This window comes from Luteimonas suaedae (genome assembly GCF_008312895.1).
GTDB lineage: Bacteria > Pseudomonadota > Gammaproteobacteria > Xanthomonadales > Xanthomonadaceae > Luteimonas > Luteimonas suaedae.
Genome location: NZ_VSSP01000003.1, coordinates 1 through 16,683, shown reverse-complemented (window position 1 = coordinate 16,683; position 16,683 = coordinate 1). Strand labels below are relative to the sequence as shown.

12 protein-coding genes and 1 pseudogene are annotated in these 16,683 nt (G+C 64.3%); 8 read left to right on the top strand and 5 right to left on the bottom strand.

Features of this window, described 5'->3' with window-relative positions:
- Nucleotide 1: 1 nt before the first annotated feature.
- From FXO19_RS06270 to FXO19_RS06255, 4 genes are read right to left on the bottom strand one after another with little or no spacing between them, the layout of a single operon-like run.
- Nucleotides 2-556 carry a protein sip-5 gene (locus FXO19_RS06270; RefSeq protein ID WP_149194228.1) on the bottom strand — a complete coding sequence of 185 codons (555 nt, stop codon included), beginning with the start codon at nt 554-556 and terminating at the stop codon, nt 2-4.
- A complete protein-coding gene (locus FXO19_RS06265) occupies nt 553-1,080 on the bottom strand; it encodes a phage holin family protein (RefSeq protein ID WP_149194227.1) in 528 nt (175 codons plus the stop codon). The genes FXO19_RS06270 and FXO19_RS06265 overlap by 4 nt, the downstream gene beginning before the upstream one ends.
- Before the next feature lie 30 nt (nt 1,081-1,110).
- Entirely contained in the window at nt 1,111-1,473 is a 363-nt protein-coding gene (locus tag FXO19_RS06260) for an ElaB/YgaM/YqjD family protein (protein WP_149194226.1), read from the bottom strand.
- 49 nt (nt 1,474-1,522) lie between these two features.
- On the bottom strand, nt 1,523-2,998 hold the full coding sequence (locus FXO19_RS06255) for a Do family serine endopeptidase (protein WP_149194225.1): 1,476 nt from the start codon (nt 2,996-2,998) through the stop codon (nt 1,523-1,525).
- Nucleotides 2,999-3,452: 454 nt separating this feature from the next.
- On the opposite strand from FXO19_RS06255, the gene FXO19_RS06250 reads away from it, so the two are divergent.
- The 8 genes from FXO19_RS06250 (at nt 3,453) to FXO19_RS06215 (ending at nt 15,532) form a co-directional block, all read left to right on the top strand.
- Nucleotides 3,453-6,923: an adenosylcobalamin-dependent ribonucleoside-diphosphate reductase gene (locus tag FXO19_RS06250; RefSeq protein WP_187775655.1), complete on the top strand. Its 3,471-nt coding sequence runs from the start codon at nt 3,453-3,455 to the stop codon at nt 6,921-6,923.
- Between the two features lie 255 nt (nt 6,924-7,178).
- A complete protein-coding gene (locus tag FXO19_RS06245) occupies nt 7,179-7,733 on the top strand; it encodes a hypothetical protein (protein ID WP_255516324.1) in 555 nt (184 codons plus the stop codon).
- Nucleotides 7,734-7,854: 121 nt separating this feature from the next.
- Nucleotides 7,855-8,691 carry a TSCPD domain-containing protein gene (locus FXO19_RS06240; protein ID WP_149194224.1) on the top strand — a complete coding sequence of 279 codons (837 nt, stop codon included), beginning with the start codon at nt 7,855-7,857 and terminating at the stop codon, nt 8,689-8,691.
- An 80-nt stretch (nt 8,692-8,771) separates the two neighbouring features.
- Entirely contained in the window at nt 8,772-10,100 is a 1,329-nt protein-coding gene (locus FXO19_RS06235; RefSeq protein ID WP_149194223.1) for a GTPase-associated system all-helical protein GASH, read from the top strand.
- Nucleotides 10,097-11,056: a TRAFAC clade GTPase domain-containing protein gene (locus FXO19_RS06230; protein WP_149194222.1), complete on the top strand. Its 960-nt coding sequence runs from the start codon at nt 10,097-10,099 to the stop codon at nt 11,054-11,056. Before FXO19_RS06235 ends, FXO19_RS06230 begins: the two co-directional genes overlap by 4 nt.
- Entirely contained in the window at nt 11,056-11,886 is an 831-nt protein-coding gene (locus tag FXO19_RS06225; RefSeq protein WP_149194221.1) for a TRAFAC clade GTPase domain-containing protein, read from the top strand. The genes FXO19_RS06230 and FXO19_RS06225 overlap by 1 nt, the downstream gene beginning before the upstream one ends.
- Before the next feature lie 20 nt (nt 11,887-11,906).
- Nucleotides 11,907-14,381 (top strand): GAP1-N1 domain-containing protein, encoded by a 2,475-nt coding sequence (locus FXO19_RS06220; protein ID WP_149194220.1) that lies wholly within the window; start codon nt 11,907-11,909, stop codon nt 14,379-14,381.
- A gap of 23 nt (nt 14,382-14,404) precedes the next feature.
- A complete protein-coding gene (locus FXO19_RS06215) occupies nt 14,405-15,532 on the top strand; it encodes a caspase family protein (protein ID WP_223115439.1) in 1,128 nt (375 codons plus the stop codon).
- Between the two features lie 183 nt (nt 15,533-15,715).
- Here FXO19_RS06215 and FXO19_RS06210 read toward each other — a convergent pair.
- Nucleotides 15,716-16,501: pseudogene (locus tag FXO19_RS06210) on the bottom strand (IS3 family transposase); the annotation flags it as partial.
- Nucleotides 16,502-16,683: the final 182 nt, after the last annotated feature.

The following is a 16,683-nucleotide window of genomic DNA, read 5'->3' as shown; positions in this document are numbered from 1 at the left end:
TTCAGCGCTCGGATATTTCGGTGGCCGCTTCCGCGGGCGAGGGTTGCGTGTCCCAGCGCTGGTCCGGCTTGCGGCGATCGGACGGTGGCACCGCTTCGGGTTCGGCGCTGGCGGCCGGAGCATCCGCATCTGCCTGCGCGCCACTGCCGCCACTGCCGCCGGGCGGCGGCGCGGTCCCTTTCGCGCCGGCGTCCTCGGCCACGTCCGCGGCCTCCTCGGCGGCGGCATCCGCGGTGTCCGCGGCCTTGCGGGCGGTGGCCGCGGCGACCATCGCCTGGATCGAGCCCAGCAACCCGGTCACCGAGCTGATCAGCCGCAGCCAGCGCGGATCGCCCACGACCTTTCCGAGCTTGCCGAGCCGTCGCAGCGCCCGTTTCGGCTGCGAATTGCCGGCGACGAAACCGCTGACCACGCCGGCCACCAGGATCCGGGTCGGCGTCCACGCCTCGCGCCACTGCCCGCGCAGGTCGTCGTAGTCGCTGCGGGTCTGCTCCAGGCGCCCCTCGACCAGTTGTTCGCTGCGCTCGACGCGGCGTTTGAGGCCTTCGAAGTTCATGCCGCGTCCGCCCGCTTCTGTGCCGGGGTGCGGGTGCCGGACGGGGCGTCGTCCTCGTCGTCGTCGTCCTCGTTGAACAGCCCCAGCCGCGCCAGCTGCCTGCGCGTGGCGTGCAGGCCGGCCAGGTCGAAGAACGCCGCCACCCGCCATCCGGCGAATCCCGTGACCGCCAGGCTGATCGCCGCGGTGATCGCGATCGACGCCAACCACGACAGCCCCAGCGCCTGCAGCACCGCGATGGTCGCGCCCATCAGCAGCAGCCAGGCCGAGGCGCCGAAGATGATCGCCACCGCGCACCACGCCAACGCGCGGCCGAGCGCGCTGCGCGACAGCGCCAGGTCCGCCGACACCAGCTTGCGCAACGCGCGCCCGACATCGACGCCGGAGCTGAGCGTGGCGCGCCCCGCCTTGCCGATGCGGCGAACGCTTTCGTCCAGGTGCGGCGCCTTGCCGGCGTCGTCGCCGGCGCCGTCGTCGCCCGTCCCGGTGCCGTCGCCCGGTCCGTTGCGGAGGTCCTCGTTCACTGCCTGTCCCGTGCCGTGCGGACCGCCAGCTTACCGGTCGCCGCTGCGGGCGAGCTTGGCGATGATCCAGCCGGCGGCGAAGGCGACGCCGAACGAGGCCAGCGGCCGCTCGCGGATCAGGTCGGCGGCGCTGTCGACCAGGTCGCGGCCCTTGTCGAGCACCTGGTCCATCTGCTCGCGACCGGCGTCGCCCAGGCCTTCCAGTGCGGACAGGCCGGACAGTGCGCTGTCGGCCAGGTCGGCCTTCACGTTCGCCCGGCCGAGCTTGAGCTCGTCGCCGGCCACGTGCGCCGCGCCCTTGATGGCGTCGCCGGCGTCGTGCGCGGCCTGCTTGAGACGGCTGCCGGCATCGCCGAGGTTCTGCTTCACGTTGTCGCTGGAGGTCGGGCTCATCGTGGTGTCTCCTGTGGGTCGGTGGGAGGAACGGAAGGGACGTGCTATGTCATTTGAGCGGGACCTGGTAGCGGCCGCGGCCGCGCTGCACCAGCAGCACCAGGTCGTCCGGGGCATCGGCCAGCGCCGCGCGGAATCCCGCCAGGTCGTGGAACTGGCCGCCGGTGGTGGCCAGGATCGCATCGCCGGCGCGCAGGCCGTTGCGCGCGGCGCGGCTGCCCGGCTCCACATCCTCCACCAGCACGCCGCTGATGCGGTCGCTCTGGCGGCGCAGCGCCTCGGGCAGGTCGGCCAGGACGGCGCCGGCCAGGCGCGCATCGTAGCTGGCGCCGTCGCGCGGGATCTCGCGCAGCCGCGCGCTGACCTTGAGCGGCTTGCCGTCGCGCAGCAGCTCCAGGGTGATCGGCGTATCGATCGCCTGCAGGCCCTGGATGTTGCGCAGGGTCTCGCTGTTGTCCACGCGCTGGCCGTTGGCGGCCACGATCACGTCGCCGGTCTGGATGCCCGCCTCGGCGCCGGCCGAGCCGGCGTGCACCCGGGTCACCACCGCGCCGCGCGCCGCCGGCAGCCCCAGGCCCTCGGCAAGGCGCGCATCGACCGTCTGCGTGTCCAGGCCCAGGGTGCCGCGGCGCACCTCGCCGGTGGTCACCAGCTGGCGCATCACGCTGCCGGCCAGGTTGGAGGGAATGGCGAAGCCCAGGCCGATGTTGCCGGCCTCGCTGCCGCGCGGGTTGAAGCTGGCGGTGTTGATGCCGACCAGCTCGCCGCGCAGGTTGACCAGGGCGCCGCCGGAGTTGCCCGGGTTGATGCTGGCGTCGGTCTGGATGAAGTTCTGGAAGCCGACGCCGGGGATGTTGCTGCGCCCCACCGCCGAGACGATGCCCGAGGTCACCGTCTGGCCGACGCCGAACGGATTGCCCACCGCGACCACGAAATCGCCGACGTTCAGCGTGCCGCTGTCGGCCAGCGGCACCTCGGTCAGGTCCTCGGCCGGCACCCGCATCAGCGCCACGTCGGTCTCGGCGTCCGAGCCCATGAACTCGGCCTCCAGGGTGCGGCCGTCGGCCAGGGTGACCGAAACCTCGTCGGCGCCCTCGATCACGTGGTGGTTGGTCAGCACGTAGCCGTTGCGCGCGTCCACGATCACCCCCGAGCCCAGCGACTGCGCGATCCGCTCCTGGCTCAGCTCCGGAAACATGCGGCGGAAGAACGGATCGTTGCCGAACGGGCTCACCCGCACCCGCTGCTTGGTCTGCACGCTGACCACCGCCGGCGTGACCCGCTGCAGCATCGGCGCTAGTGACGGCACCGGCTGGCCCTCGACCGCCACCGGCAGCGCCGCGCTGCCGGCGACTCCGGTCGGGACCTCGCTGGAGGAGGCCAGGGCCGGCGCCTCGACGGAGGCCGTGGCAGGCACCGGCTGCGCCAGCGCCGGGCGCTGCACGGCGTCTTGGATCGCGACCGCGGCAAGGCCGCCGAACGCGGCAGCGGCGACGAGGGCGAGGAGTGTGGGCAATGGGCGCATGAAAGTCTGTTTATCCCGTAGATGCGGTGGCAGAAACGTGAAATGCGGCGGTCGCCGGACCCGATCAAGGCGGCCGCGCAACGTGTCCCCGAACCCCTGCATCGTGCCTGCGCAGGGCGCAACGGCAGCGGAATCGCCGAGGTGCGATCCGGCCCAACGGAGTGTTGACTTCCGTCGACACCGGGCGTAGCTTGAATCCCGCTCGCCACTACATCTTGGGGTCGTCGGGGTGGATATAGCCCAAGTTATGGGGATTCGCTCGGAAAACTCCAATCGCCGCAGGGTTCGTCCCTGATGCGCAAGGATGTGAACGGCAGCACGAAAAGCCAGGAACGCCGCGGCGCGTGAGCCACACCGTCGCGGCTTCGCCGTCGGCGCTCACCACGCGTGGCGGCACCGACAACAATAATAGGCGGGCACGACCCGCACCGGAACCAAGGAGATAGCAGCAGTCATGAGCACGGTACGCCTGGAGGCGGTGAAACACGACAAGGCGCTCGAGATCCCGATGCAGCCGGCATCGATGGACATCTGGGACAAGAAATACCGCCTCAAGACCAAGCAGGGCGACCCGGTGGACGCCGATATCGACGGCACCTACCAGCGCGTCGCCCACGCCCTGGCCGATGCCGAGCCCAACGCCGAGAAGCGCCAGTACTGGTACGAGCGCTTCCTGTGGGCGTTGCGCCGCGGTGCGATCCCCGCCGGCCGCATCACCTCCAATGCCGGCGCGCTCGAGCACAAGCCGGCCACCAGCACCATCAACTGCACCGTCTCCGGCACCATCGGCGACTCAATGGACGGCATCCTGGAGAAGGTGCACGAGGCTGGGCTGACGCTGAAGGCCGGGTGCGTGGCGCCGGGCACCTGGGTCTACACCGACCAGGGCCTGGTGACCGCCGACGAAGCCGTCGCCGGCCGCCACGCGCAGATCCTGTGCTACGACCGCGACGCGCGCCGCTTCGAGATGCGCACCATCCAGCGGCACCTGACCACGCACGTCGCGCGCGAGGACAACCTGCGCATCCGCGCCAACGGCGTCGAGCTGACCACCTCGGTGCGCCACCCGGTGCTGGTGTACCGCGACGGCGGCCTGCGCTACGTGCGCGCCGACGAGGTGCGCAGCGACGATGCCCTGGTGCAGCACAGCTTCCCGTGGACCGCCGACGACGACGGCAAGCGCGACGCCTGGTTCGCCGGCGCGCACCTGGGCGACGGCTGCGCCTACCCGAAGCGGCACCAGTACCGTCCCACCCGCCAGGCCTGGCAGCGGAAGGCGCAGGCGCTGGGCCAGCGCCTGGTGTTCAAGATCCGTGCCGCCGAGCGCGAGGTGGTCGAGCGCTATGCCGCCTTCTTCGCCGGGTTCTGCAACGCCCGCGCCCAGGTGGTCGGCACGACCACGCCGAACGGCACCCCGGTCTGGGACTTCACCGTGTCCAGCTTCGCCGCCTCGCGGGCCGCCGAGCTGATCGACGACCAGATCGGCGCCAAGACCGCGCACCTGCACGTGCCGGCCTGGATCGCGCAGCACCCCGAGCGGCATTTCCTGCCGTTCCTGGCGGGCCTGATCGACACCGACGGCACCGTCTCGCGCGAGCGCGGCAGCGTCACCATCGCCACCGCCAACCACGCCTTCGCCGGCCAGCTCAAGGCGCTGCTGGGCCTGTTCGGCGTCCACGGCGCACTGACCGTGCGCAAGCCGCGCAACCACGACTATCGCGGCCACGAAGTGCGCGATGCCGGCGGCGCGATGCTGAAGATTTCCGATTCGGCGTTCCTGGCCGAGGTGGCGCGCTACATGGCTGACAGCGGCAAGCGCGGCCGCATCGCCGCGCACGCCTGCAAGTCGGGGCAGTACGACCACTACGCCGTGCCGGCCGAGCTGCGCGATGCGCTGGACGCGCTGGCGTCCGGGCTGGGCCACCAGGAGCGCCAGCAACTGGGCTTCTATCACGGCTATCACCGCAAGCCCGCGGTCAGCCGCATCTGGCTCGACCGCTGGGCGCAGCGCTTCCCGCAGCTGGCCGCGCCGATCGCGTTCGCTCGCACCCTGCGCCCGGTCGAGGCGATCGAGCGCGCGCTCGACCTGCCGGAGACGTTCTTCGACTTCACCGTCGAGAAGCACAACAACTATCTCGCCGGCAACGCCGGCCTGCTGGTGATCCACAACTGCGGCATCGGCTACGAGTTCAGCACCCTGCGGCCCAAGGGCGCGTTCGTCGCCGGCGCCGGCGCCTACACCTCCGGGCCGATGTCGTTCATGGATATCTACGACAAGATGTGTTTCACCGTGTCCTCGGCCGGCGGCCGCCGCGGCGCGCAGATGGGCACCTTCGACATCAGCCACCCCGACGCCAAGGACTTCATCCGCGCCAAGCGCGAGGACGGCCGCCTGCGCCAGTTCAACCTGTCGCTGCTGATCACCGACGGCTTCATGGAGGCGGTGGAGAACGACACCGACTGGCCGCTGGTGTTCCCGATCAACGAGAAGGAAGCCGGCGACGTCGACCTGGCCGACCCCGAGCAGGTGATCTGGAAGGAGTGGCCGCAGCACGCCGGTTACGTGACCCGCGACGACGGCCTGGTCGCCTGTCGCGTCTACGGCAAGATCCGCGCCCACCACCTGTGGGACATGATCATGGTCTCGACGTACGACTACGCCGAGCCGGGCTTCATCCTGATCGACCGCGTCAACGAGATGAACAACAACTGGTGGTGCGAGAACATCCGCGCGACCAACCCGTGCGGCGAGCAGCCATTGCCGCCCTACGGCGCCTGCCTGCTCGGCTCGGTCAACCTCACCAAGTTCGTGCGCAACCCCTTCACCGACCAGGCCGCGTTCGACTGGGAGGAATACAAGGAAGTCGTGCGCGTGTTCACCCGCATGCTCGACAACGTGGTCGAGATCAACGGCTTGCCCCTGCAGCAGCAGCGCGACGAGATCATGCGCAAGCGCCGCCACGGCATGGGCTTCCTGGGGCTGGGCTCCACCGGCACCATGCTGGGGATGAAGTACGGCTCCAAGGAGAGCTGCAAATTCACCGAGCGCGTGGCCCGCGAGATGGCCGTGGCCGGCTGGGAGATGGGCCTGTCGCTGGCGCAGGAGAAGGGCCCGGCGCCGATCATGGAGGAACGCTTCACCGTCACCGCCGAGATGCTGCGCAAGCGCCCGGAGATGGCCGCCGACGGCTGGAAGATCGGCCAGGAGATCCCCGGCAAGGTGCTGCACGCCAAGTACTCGCGCTACATGCAGCAGGTGGCCACCGTGGCCCCCGAGCTGGTGGACGCCCTGGCCGACACCGGCGCCCGCTTCACCCACCACAGCTCGATCGCCCCCACCGGCACCATCAGCCTGTCGCTGGCCAACAACGCCAGCAACGGCATCGAGCCCTCGTTCGCCCATCACTACAGCCGCAACGTGATCCGCGAGGGCAAGAAGAGCAAGGAGAAGGTGGACGTGTTCTCCTTCGAGCTGCTGGCCTACCGCCACCTGGTCAACGCCAAGGCGATGCCGTTCTCCGACGCCCCCGACGCGCAGCTGCCCGACTACTTCGTCTCCGCCGACGACATCAGCCCCAAGGAACACGTCGACGTGCAGGCCGCCGCGCAGAAATGGGTGGACAGTTCCATCTCCAAGACCGCCAACGTGCCCACGGACTACCCGTACGAGGACTTCAAGAGCATCTACACCTACGCCTACCACCAGGGCCTGAAGGGCTGCACCACCTTCCGCTTCAACCCGGCCGCCTTCCAGGGCGTGCTGGTCAAGGAGAAGGACCTGGAGAACACCACCTACCGCTTCGAACTCGAGGACGGCGAAGTGGTGGAGGTGAAGGGCAACGAGCAGATCGAATACGACGGCGAGGTGCACAGCGCCGCCAACCTCTTCGACGCCCTCAAGGAAGGCTACTACGGCAAGTTCTAACCGCCTTAGCCCCTCTCCCGTTTGCGGGGTGAGCGGATGCGGCTTGCGAACCACGGGTTCGCGCATCCGCGAACGCCCGAGCCGGAGGCGAGGGCCGGGGCGCGGAGCGGGGGTTGGGGTGAGGGCAACCCGCACAGCCCCATCACCCGCGTCGCCCCACTTGCATACACCACCCAAACTTCGCGCTACATTCCGCTCCACGGGCAAAGGTGCCCGGACCATGACGAGGAAACACCGATGAGCAACGGGAATGGAGTGGCGGCGACGATCGCCGGCGCGGCCGGGGCTGTCGCCGACAAGGCGCAGGCCGTCGGCAACAATGTCGCCCAGCGCGCCCGCAAGGCGATGGCCGAGGCGAAGAAGACCGCCACCAAGGCGCGCAAGACGGTGAGCAAGCGCGCCGACGAGGCCGGCAAGGCCGTCGGCAAGCGCGTCGGCAAGGCGAAGAAGTCGCTCGCCGCCGCCAGGGCCAGCGCCGCGGCCGAAGTGGCCGCGCTGAAGAAGAAGGGCGCCGGCAAAAAGGCCACCGCCAAGGCGGCCAAGACGAGCACCAGCAAGCAGGTCACCGCCAAAAAAGCCCCGGCAAAGAAGGCCGCGGCGAAGAAAGCGACCGCCAGCAAGCCCGCCAAGCCGGCCACACGCAAGGCCCCGGCCGCCAAGACCGCCGCCAAGACCGCCAGCAAGGCTGCCAAGAAGACCGCCGCACCAAGCAAGACCGCAAAGAAAGCCGCCCCCCGCAAGGCAGCGAAACCCGCCGCCCCGCGCAAGGCCGCCACCAAGACCACCCGCAAGCCGGCATCCAAACGGTAGCGCCGCATAAGCCCCTCTCCCGTTCACGGGAGAGGGGTTGGGGTGAGGGCAACCCGCAACACCCCAAACCCCCACCCGCCACACCCACCCACCGCACCACAAGCAACGCAAGAGATCAGCAATGGCCGTCAGGATCGAAAAGAAAATCAAGGGCTACGCCGTCGTCACCCCCGAGGACAAGACCCGCGAGGTGCCCGCCACCGCCGTCGAGCGCGAGACCGCCGAGGCCGAACTGCCCAGGGCCGACGTCATCCAGATGCACGAGCGCATCGAGCGCCCGGAAGTGCTGATCGGCAGCACCTACAAGATCAAGTCGCCGCTGGTGGAACACGCCATGTACGTGACCATCAACGACATCGTGCTCAACGCCGGCACCGAGCACGAACAGCGCCGCCCCTTCGAGATCTTCATCAACTCCAAGTCGATGGAGCACTTCCAGTGGATCGTCGCGCTCACCCGCATCCTCTCGGCCGTGTTCCGCAAGGGCGGCGACGTCACCTTCATCGTCGACGAGATGAAGGCCGTGTTCGACCCCAAGGGCGGCTACTTCAAGGCCGGCGGCGTGTACATGCCCTCGCTGGTCGCCGAACTCGGCAACATCGTCGAGGACCACCTCAAGTCCATCGGCATGATGCACGACCCCGAGATGAGCGACACCACCCGCGCCCTCATCGCCGAGAAGCGCAAGCAGTTCGAAGCGCGCTCAAAAAAAAACTCTGACGTAGGCGGTAGCTCTGCTCCCTCTCCTGCGACAGCGGGAGAGGGCCGGGGTGAGGGCGCTCTCCGCCCCGACCCCGACGCCTCCGCCGATGATCACCCCGAAGACATCGCCATCACCGGCGAGGGCGCCTCGTTCCCGCCGTCCGCCACCATGTGCCACAAGTGCAGCACCAAGGCCGTGGTGCTGATGGATGGGTGTGCGACTTGTTTGAATTGTGGGTACTCGAAGTGCGGATGAATGGACTCAGTAAGTGAGGCTAAATCCGGAGGGTGCTAGCGACATTAATATTGCGTTCTGAAGAATCTCAGGGGGGTTAAGTGACTACAGATATCCTGATCCGCTTTTTAAGCGCGGGCCTCATCAATGTAGGCGGCGACGATGCCAAGCTCAAGAGGCTTAGAGAAACTGCGGCCGATCTCGCGGTCGCCCTGAAAAAGAACCCTTCCAAGGCCGCGCCTTTCGCGCTAATTGCCTTTGACCCCGAAGCTCCGGCCAACGACCCGGTCATCAGGGAGGTCGTTGATGCCCTTCAGAGGCGCTGGGCGACCTACGTCAATACCTTTTCCAGCACGCCCATCGAAGTGATCCGGGCAATCCTATTGGACGCTCTCGTCCAAGCAGCGAATGACAATGACAAGGTTGGCCTCGCTTTCACAACCTGTGCCCGCAATACGCTCCCCTTCATGGAAGCCGAAAACGAGCGTGCGATCTGGACCGACGTGATTGATGAGGTCGAACAGAGTGTTGAGGCCCGAGCCGAGGCCGAATGGGCCACGCCTGCGTCGATCAGCGTCACGGCCATGACGTTCTCGGCCTCAGAGGAAATCGAGGTTGCGACGACTGCGCCGAGTATCAACAAGAGGACTCTAACTAAGCTTGTCGACGCGGCCGTTGGTCCGGCCAATGCTGCTGGAGAAGCCACGGATGGAAATCAATACTGGCCGAACAACGGGCAGAACTGGGCCCTCCAGTTTGCACCCAAGCTCACTGGGCTTCTGGCAGGAGCCTTCAATGAAATTGCAGAAGGGCTCAAGACCAGTCCTATCGACTTGTCCCGTCCACTCAGCGAATTAGCCAAAGCCGTTTCCGAGCATGTGGACAACACGCTACAGTCCGTCAGTGCCGCAACCGCAGGCCTTCAGCGACGGACAAATCTGATTTGGTGGAAAGAGGCGCTCTACTCGCCGAGTGCCAGAGCCAGCTATCGCACTATGCCGACCTATACTGCGGCGGCATTGATGGCATTCGATCTTCATCGGCAGGTTCCAACGTTCTCGCCTGCCAGTGTTATAGCCTTTCTCCACGAGGCGGTCTTGAGCTTGCCACCGCTAGCCGCCCCAGAGAAGCGAACCTTGCGCGATCTTTTGAGTGAAGCGTCGAGTTCTAGCGACCTAGTTGCCTTGCGCCACGTTGCGGCGGAACTGGTGCCCGAGCCCGCAGGCCGTAGTCTCCTCATCGGATTCCTTGGTCATCAGGCCAACAGGCCTTTACCTGATGGCCAGTCGTTTCGTGACCATGTCGGTATACCAGCTGCGACGTCGCTAACCATCGCCGAATGGGCGATCTGGCTCTTTAGGGAGCTGCAAGCTGCGCGGGCCGCTCAGGAAGGGCCTAGGCCGAAGAAGCGGGCGCGTAGAACCTCATGAACGCCTGCTCACGACAGACCTGCTTTGCGCCCGAAAGCAGCTGTGACCTGGGGCATCTGAATCGCGCCGCCTGTCCATCTTGGAAAGGCCGAGACGAGGTGGAGTCTATACCCGACGAGGGCGTGACGAATGAGCTTCTTTTCCCCTGGTCCGGTAGTGCTCTTGGATTAGTTGACGTCGGATTCGTGGCCGGACGCGCGAAGCCGCTGGTCGTCGGCATCGCCGGGCCTCAGAACGCTGGCAAGTCGACATTACTCGCAGCTTGGTATCTGCTGATCGGCCAGGGTCACGCTACAGCCGGCGAACGCTCTTTCGCAGGGTCTTACTCGCTCGCGGGTTGGGAAGCTGTGGCGAGTGCGCTTCGATGGGCGCCGGGACAACAGCCTGGGTTCCCGCCGCATACAACGAGTCGTGGCGGGCGCGCGCCGGGTTTGCTCCACCTTGCTTTCCGAAGCACTGCCGTCCACAAGAGGGACTATCTGTTCACCGATGCTCCAGGAGAGTGGTTTCAGAAGTGGGCGGTAAACCGTGATGCCCCCGACGGAGAAGGCGCTCGCTGGATTTCCGAACACGCGGATGCTCTTTTACTGATCGCTGATCGCGAGTCTCTTTCCGGCACCAACATGGGTTCTGCTCGTGGATCTCTTCAACTTCTTGCCCAGCGTATAGCTGCCGAACGTGGCGCCCGTCCATTAGCGCTCGTTTGGACGAAGTCGGATGTTGCTATTTCGCCGGAAATGGAAGCGTCAATCCGCGGCACCGTACTTGGCTTGATGCCAGATGCGGTCGAGTTCTCTGTCAGTATACTGGCTGGAGAAGACAAAACTACCGGCACGGGCCAAGGACTTATTGAGCTGCTCGATTGGACGCTGAGCGTTCGACGCGGACGTATCAGCTTGCCGCCAGTGAGAGCTACGAATTCAGACCCGCTATTCTTGTTCGGTGCGAGAAAATAATGAGCGTGAGCGACACTTCGATACTGCTGGTCGGTGAGTCGGGGGTGGGAAAGACACACTATGGCGCCCAGCTATTGAAGCGTCTGATGAAAGGTGATGGGCAGTTGCGCATGAATGGCGCAGCTACCAATCTAGAACCTTTCGAGGCTGCGATGGATAGCCTGAATGAAGGGATGGCCGCGCACCATACACCTACCACCACTTACGTCGATAGCGTCTGGCCGGTCATTGATGTGGGAGGGCGTACGGCAGAACTTGTGTGGCCTGACTACGGCGGCGAGCAGATAAAAGCCATGTCTGCCACGCGGCGGGTTCCGGTGGCGTGGCGCGACCGCGTCATCGCCGCGCCGGCATGGCTTCTTCTCTTACGGCTCCAACAAACTCGCGTTAGCGACGACATCCTGTCGCGTCCGCTAAGAGAGCTTAAAGGAGCCGAAGGCAACAACCGCGAGGTTCAAGTCTCGGATCAGGCCAGATTGATCGAGTTGATGCAGATGCTCGTCTACATTAGTGGCGCAACGAGCCACGAACCGTTGCAAAGTAAGTTCTGCGTGCTCCTGAGCTGCTGGGATGAGCTGGATACTGACGAATTGCCGGCTACAGTGTTGGCACAACGACTGCCCATGTTATCAAGTTACGTGGCAAGCACTTGGGCCAAGCCCTCCATTCTCGGGCTTTCTGCTCTGGAACGCCCACTCAGCCCCCATGGCCGTGATGCTGTCTATGCGGCGCGTGGTCCCGAGCAGTTCGGCTACGTTGTCTTGCCTGATGGCACGCGCAAGACGGATCTGACTCTCCCGATTCAACTCCTTCTCGCAAACGGCTGTTGAATGTCGCGGCAGCGTCCGATATGAATGTCGAGCAGGCGATCTATGGCGAGGTCCGCGGGGGTCACGGACTTCGGTTGGCCAGTGATGGGGGAGGAATTTCAGCTGCGTTGACCGCGCGTCTTGACCTGCCCGACACCGCTCCGCCCGGTGCGAACTGGTCGCCCTTTCTAAGCGGCTTCCCTCATGGTGATCACTACGTGCTTGCACGTACCTTTGCAGATCCCACAGCGAAACGGGCTGGCATGGTCCTGTCTCATGCGTTGATCGTGCCGCTAGATGAGATAGTCGAGACGACGGATTTGAGGCCGCTACTCGCGTTGTTAATCGCCACGCCAGAGCTGCCGGCGAATCTGGAAACCTGCGTGGTTCCAGCACCAACGGGGGGCTTGCCGGAGGCATTTGACCTACTTCCTGCTGCCGCAGCGCTGGCGGAGCGAGGCGCCGGCCAAGTCGTTCGGATAGGAACTCAAGGTTTCGAGGAACTGGTGGTTGCGCTTTGGTTTCACTTTTGGCCGGAACTGCGTGCCAGCTTCGCCTTTAGGCTTAGCTTCACGCCACAAGACCTCGTCGAAATGCCCAAACCGGCGCTCGTCTGCACACCAACCAGTTTGGCCATTCGTTGGACGGGCCATCGGGTCATTGGGATCGAGGTTCCGGCGACGGTGTCGCGCGCGGCGAAAATTCTGAGTGGTGGATTCGAACCCAAACCAGTGCTCAATTTTGCACGTGAAATAGGCGCGTGTCTTGACAGATTTTCGGATTTTCCGCTCCTCCTCCAGGCGTACGACCTCGCCGGGCATGCGACGCCAAAACTCGATGAGTGCATAAGCACTATTCGTCTCGTGGATCGACTTTCACCCGATCCTTCGGCAGGATCTGCGGGTAAGACTAAGGTGCTCATGAGGCTCTTGTCGCGCTTGGGCGATGCTTCCGTTCGCGACGTACTGCTACTCAGAAATTTAAACGGGTCCGGTTTTCCAGCCATGAGATCACTGTGGGCAGCACTGGAAAACTGGGCTGCTAAGAATAGTTTCTTGGAGAGTGACGATGAGGACATGCTGTCGATCTTCGACAATGTTTTCTCTCCTGTGGCTGCAGTCGAAGCATGGCGTTCGGCGATCACTAGAGGCATCACTACTGCGGTCAGCGTAAATTCCGAATCCTTTTCGGCAGCATTTTGGCGATGGGCGCATGCGCGACCAGCGACGCTTGCAGAATTGGGTGCGAGTCTGCCCCGCGATCACGACCTGGAGGCGCGCCTTTCCGAGATAGTTCCAGAAAAGATAAGTCTCAATGCTGCTCAGACGGTAAGGGTGCTCGGCTTGTCGAAAGATTGGATGCGTCTGCACGGGGCTGCAGTTGGAGCTAGCCTTGCGCCACGCGATGCGGTTCTAAAGCAATTGGAGGTAGACACCGACTCGAAGTGCCTTGAGGGTGTCAAGGCCGCACTGCGGCTGGCCACGCCAAGCCAGAAGATCGCACTTGCGCTGGAACTGGTCGAATCTCGTGTTGTGCAGATTGCAGCCGAGGAGGTTGCGCGCAAGCCGAAGCTCCTGAAGGATATCGACTTCACCAGCAAGCCTGCTCAGGAACTTTGGGCACGTGCCCTGGCGATCAATGCCGAGGCATGGAAAGGTCCAGCCGATCCACAGCGGTCGTTCAGTACCGTAATCGAGATGCTGCTTGATAGCGGACAAGCCAACGCGGAGTTGATCGCGGCATTGGCCAAAACGCCGGTTGCCGATCTCAACAATCACCCTCGGCGCATCGAAGTTTGGCAAAGCGTTAACGAGCCCGTGCGTACCGATTTGCTCAAGACAACAGCGGCCGGCTGGCTTGAGCGTGCGGTGGCAGACAGCTCGGCTTGCGCTCCCGAGCCATGCCTCGAAGCTGCCATTCTCGACGGGGAGAGCTTGGACCGGCAGCTACGTGCCTTGACGTCGAACGGTATTGGGACGGCCATTCGGATAATGGCTGTATTGCCCAATCATGATGAAGCACGTTTCATTGCATGGTTGGATGTCATGTCTACGATGCAGCGCTCTTTGGCAACAGCCGACGCGGAAGCGATAGGCCGCCTAGTCCTTGATCGGCGCTGGCGCAAAGCCGTTGACAGCTTGGTCCAACTCGTTCGTAACGGGCGGCAGGACGTGAAACAGGCGCTGCGCATCTGCCGCGACATGATCAGCATATGGGACGCCTTCTTGCTAGGGTTGTCGCCCATTACCAACGAAGAAAAATGGCATCTGCTGCAGGAACTGTTAATCGATCTCTACCCGGCTGGGCCCAATGACAATGAGCTTTGGAGTCGGGCTGGCGGTCAGGTTGCCGAGTTGCAGACACACGGAAACGGGAAATCGCAGTGGCGCGACGCGGTCTCCCAAGTTCGGCGAGGCAAGCGGCCGCGCCTGCGACGACTGCTTAGAGAGATAAGTGATGACTATCCCGCTAATGACAGGATTCGTTATTTGGAGAACGACCGCTACTTCTTCTAGTGGCCTTTAGATAGAGATCGTCTATGAGTATGGATAGTCCGGCAAACTCCGAAAAGTGCACCGGGTTTTCGCGAGCACACGCGTTGGTCGTGGCGGTAGCGGCCTACCCGAATATTTCGCCGTTGCCAGCCATGGTCACCAATGACGCGCGCGACATCACAGCAGTGCTTACCTCGCAAGCCCATTGTGGCTACGATCCGCGCAACGTCATCATGTTGCTCGATGGCCAAGCCACGTTGGAGGCGCTCCGCCATGAACTCGACGCGCTCGCCGGCCGGGCTGGCGTCGATGATACCGTAGTGATTTTCTTCTCTGGCCACGGCGCTCTTCTCGGTGATCCTAGCAATAGGGAGAGCGCGCTCGTTCCGATAGACTGCGATCCGAGCGACCTTTCAGCGACAGTTTTACTGGAAGCAGAGTTTTCCGCCGCGCTTACACGCATCAAGGCCCAACGTCTTGTCGTCTTCATTGATGCTTGCCATTCCGGTGGAGCAGGATGCTTCAAGGGTAGCAGGGACGCCAAATCGGTTGATCTCGGTTTCAGCGAGAAATCGTTAGTGCGGCTGGCGCAAGGATCCGGCCGTGTGCTCATCGCATCGTCCCGCGCATCGGAGTTTTCGCTCGTGATGGCAGGTGCATCCAACAGCTTGTTCACGCAGCATCTCCTCGGTGCCCTGCGTGGCGATGCCGCTACGGAAGGAGACGGACTGATTCGAATTTTCGAGGTCTTCAGCCATATCGCCGAAAAGGTCCGTGGCGCTGCACCAGGACGCCAGCATCCAATCTTCAAAGCCAGCGATCTGGAGAACAACTTCCCTATCGCACTGGATCGCGGAGGCGCCAAGAGCGCTGCTTTCGGCGTTCTAGGCGATAACCGCAGGGAAGAATGGCGTCAGTTGGAGGACATTTTGACGGACCTGTATCCAATCGGGCCCATCGAGCAGGATATCTGGGCGCGTGCGGGAGGCGATGTCTCCCAGCTCCGCCTGAATGGCAATGGTCGCGCAAATTGGTTCGCTGCGCTTCGATCGTTGCGTCAGGGCGGCGGCGGCGCGGGGATACACCGGAGCACGCTGGTGAAGACGGCCCTTGGTGACTTTCCTCACCATAGAGAGCTAGCCCGCTTGTCTCAAAACCGCGCTGGCGATTAGTTCAGCACATCGGCGACGCATCCACTGTGCTGCCGTCGGGCGGAAACGTACCAAGAACGCAAGGCGTCGTCGACGCCGACCGCTGCTGAGTCCCGGGGGGCTCTGCCCGGGGGGCTCTGAAAAACAGGGGTGGAGAAAGAACGGGGTCGGGGTGGAGTGGCCCCGGTTCTTCGGACAGTGGACCTAGGGCACATACCCTAGGTGATTGAACCGCTCTTCGTATTGAACGGGCGATTGGTAGTCCAGAGCCGAGTGCATGCGCGTTCGGTTGTAGAAGGTCTCGATGTAATCGAACACAGAGAGGCGGGCAGCTTCGCGTGAGGCGAAGGCCTTGTCTGGTACGAGTTCCAGTTTGAGCGTGCTGAAGAAGCTTTCCGCCATAGCATTGTCGTAACACATGCCGGGTCGGCTCATGCTCAACACGATACTCGCTGCCTCCACTTTCGCCCGGTAACGGGCGCTCGTGTATTGGCTGCCGGGGTCGTGATGAAGGACCACGTCATGTGCCGGCCGACGCTGCACGAGGGCCATGTCCAGAGCGTGTTCGGCCAGATCCCGGGGCTGCTGCGAGGCCATCGCCCATCCGACGATGCGCCGGCTGCACACGTCCAGCACGGCGGCCAAGTACAACCAACCTTCGCGCGTGGGGATGTGGGTGATATCGCCGACCCACACCCGGTCGGGAGCGGGGCTGGTGAACGGCCAGGCAAGGCGGTTGGGGGCGGCAAGCATACGCTGGTATGGCGCACGAGCGCGCACGAAGCGCCGCCGTCGCAGGGTGACGATGCCATGCCGGCGCCGCAGGCGTGCGACACGATGCCGTCCGCAATCTTCTCCACGAGCGACCAGCACGCGCCACAAGCGGTGTGTGCCATAGGCCTGCCGATGTTCCATGTGCATGGCCTGCATCACCGCCGCCAGTCGCGTATCGGCCTGCTGGCGGGCGCTGGGCGAGCGTGTCTGCCAGGCATGGAAGCCGCTTCACGAAACGCCCAATGCCCTGCACAAGGCGCTCACCGAATAGTCCGCTTGCTGCGCTTGGATCCAGGCGCACCGCGCTTCGGTGCGCTCGCGAAGTACGCCTCGGCTTTTTTTAAGGATCTCGAGCTCCTGCTCAGCTCGCGCCAGAGCCCGGCGCAACCGCATCACTT

Bases quoted from the DNA above. Each gene is read 5' to 3' on its own strand.
- FXO19_RS06270 (WP_149194228.1), bottom strand. From the start codon at position 556: ATGAACTTCGAAGGCCTCAAACGCCGCGTCGAGCGCAGCGAACAACTG.
- FXO19_RS06260 (WP_149194226.1), bottom strand. From the start codon at position 1,473: ATGAGCCCGACCTCCAGCGACAACGTGAAGCAGAACCTCGGCGATGCC.
- FXO19_RS06255 (WP_149194225.1), bottom strand. From the start codon at position 2,998: ATGCGCCCATTGCCCACACTCCTCGCCCTCGTCGCCGCTGCCGCGTTC.
- FXO19_RS06250 (WP_187775655.1), top strand. From the start codon at position 3,453: ATGAGCACGGTACGCCTGGAGGCGGTGAAACACGACAAGGCGCTCGAG.
- FXO19_RS06240 (WP_149194224.1), top strand. From the start codon at position 7,855: ATGGCCGTCAGGATCGAAAAGAAAATCAAGGGCTACGCCGTCGTCACC.
- FXO19_RS06230 (WP_149194222.1), top strand. From the start codon at position 10,097: ATGAACGCCTGCTCACGACAGACCTGCTTTGCGCCCGAAAGCAGCTGT.
- FXO19_RS06225 (WP_149194221.1), top strand. From the start codon at position 11,056: ATGAGCGTGAGCGACACTTCGATACTGCTGGTCGGTGAGTCGGGGGTG.
- FXO19_RS06220 (WP_149194220.1), top strand. From the start codon at position 11,907: ATGAATGTCGAGCAGGCGATCTATGGCGAGGTCCGCGGGGGTCACGGA.
- FXO19_RS06215 (WP_223115439.1), top strand. From the start codon at position 14,405: ATGAGTATGGATAGTCCGGCAAACTCCGAAAAGTGCACCGGGTTTTCG.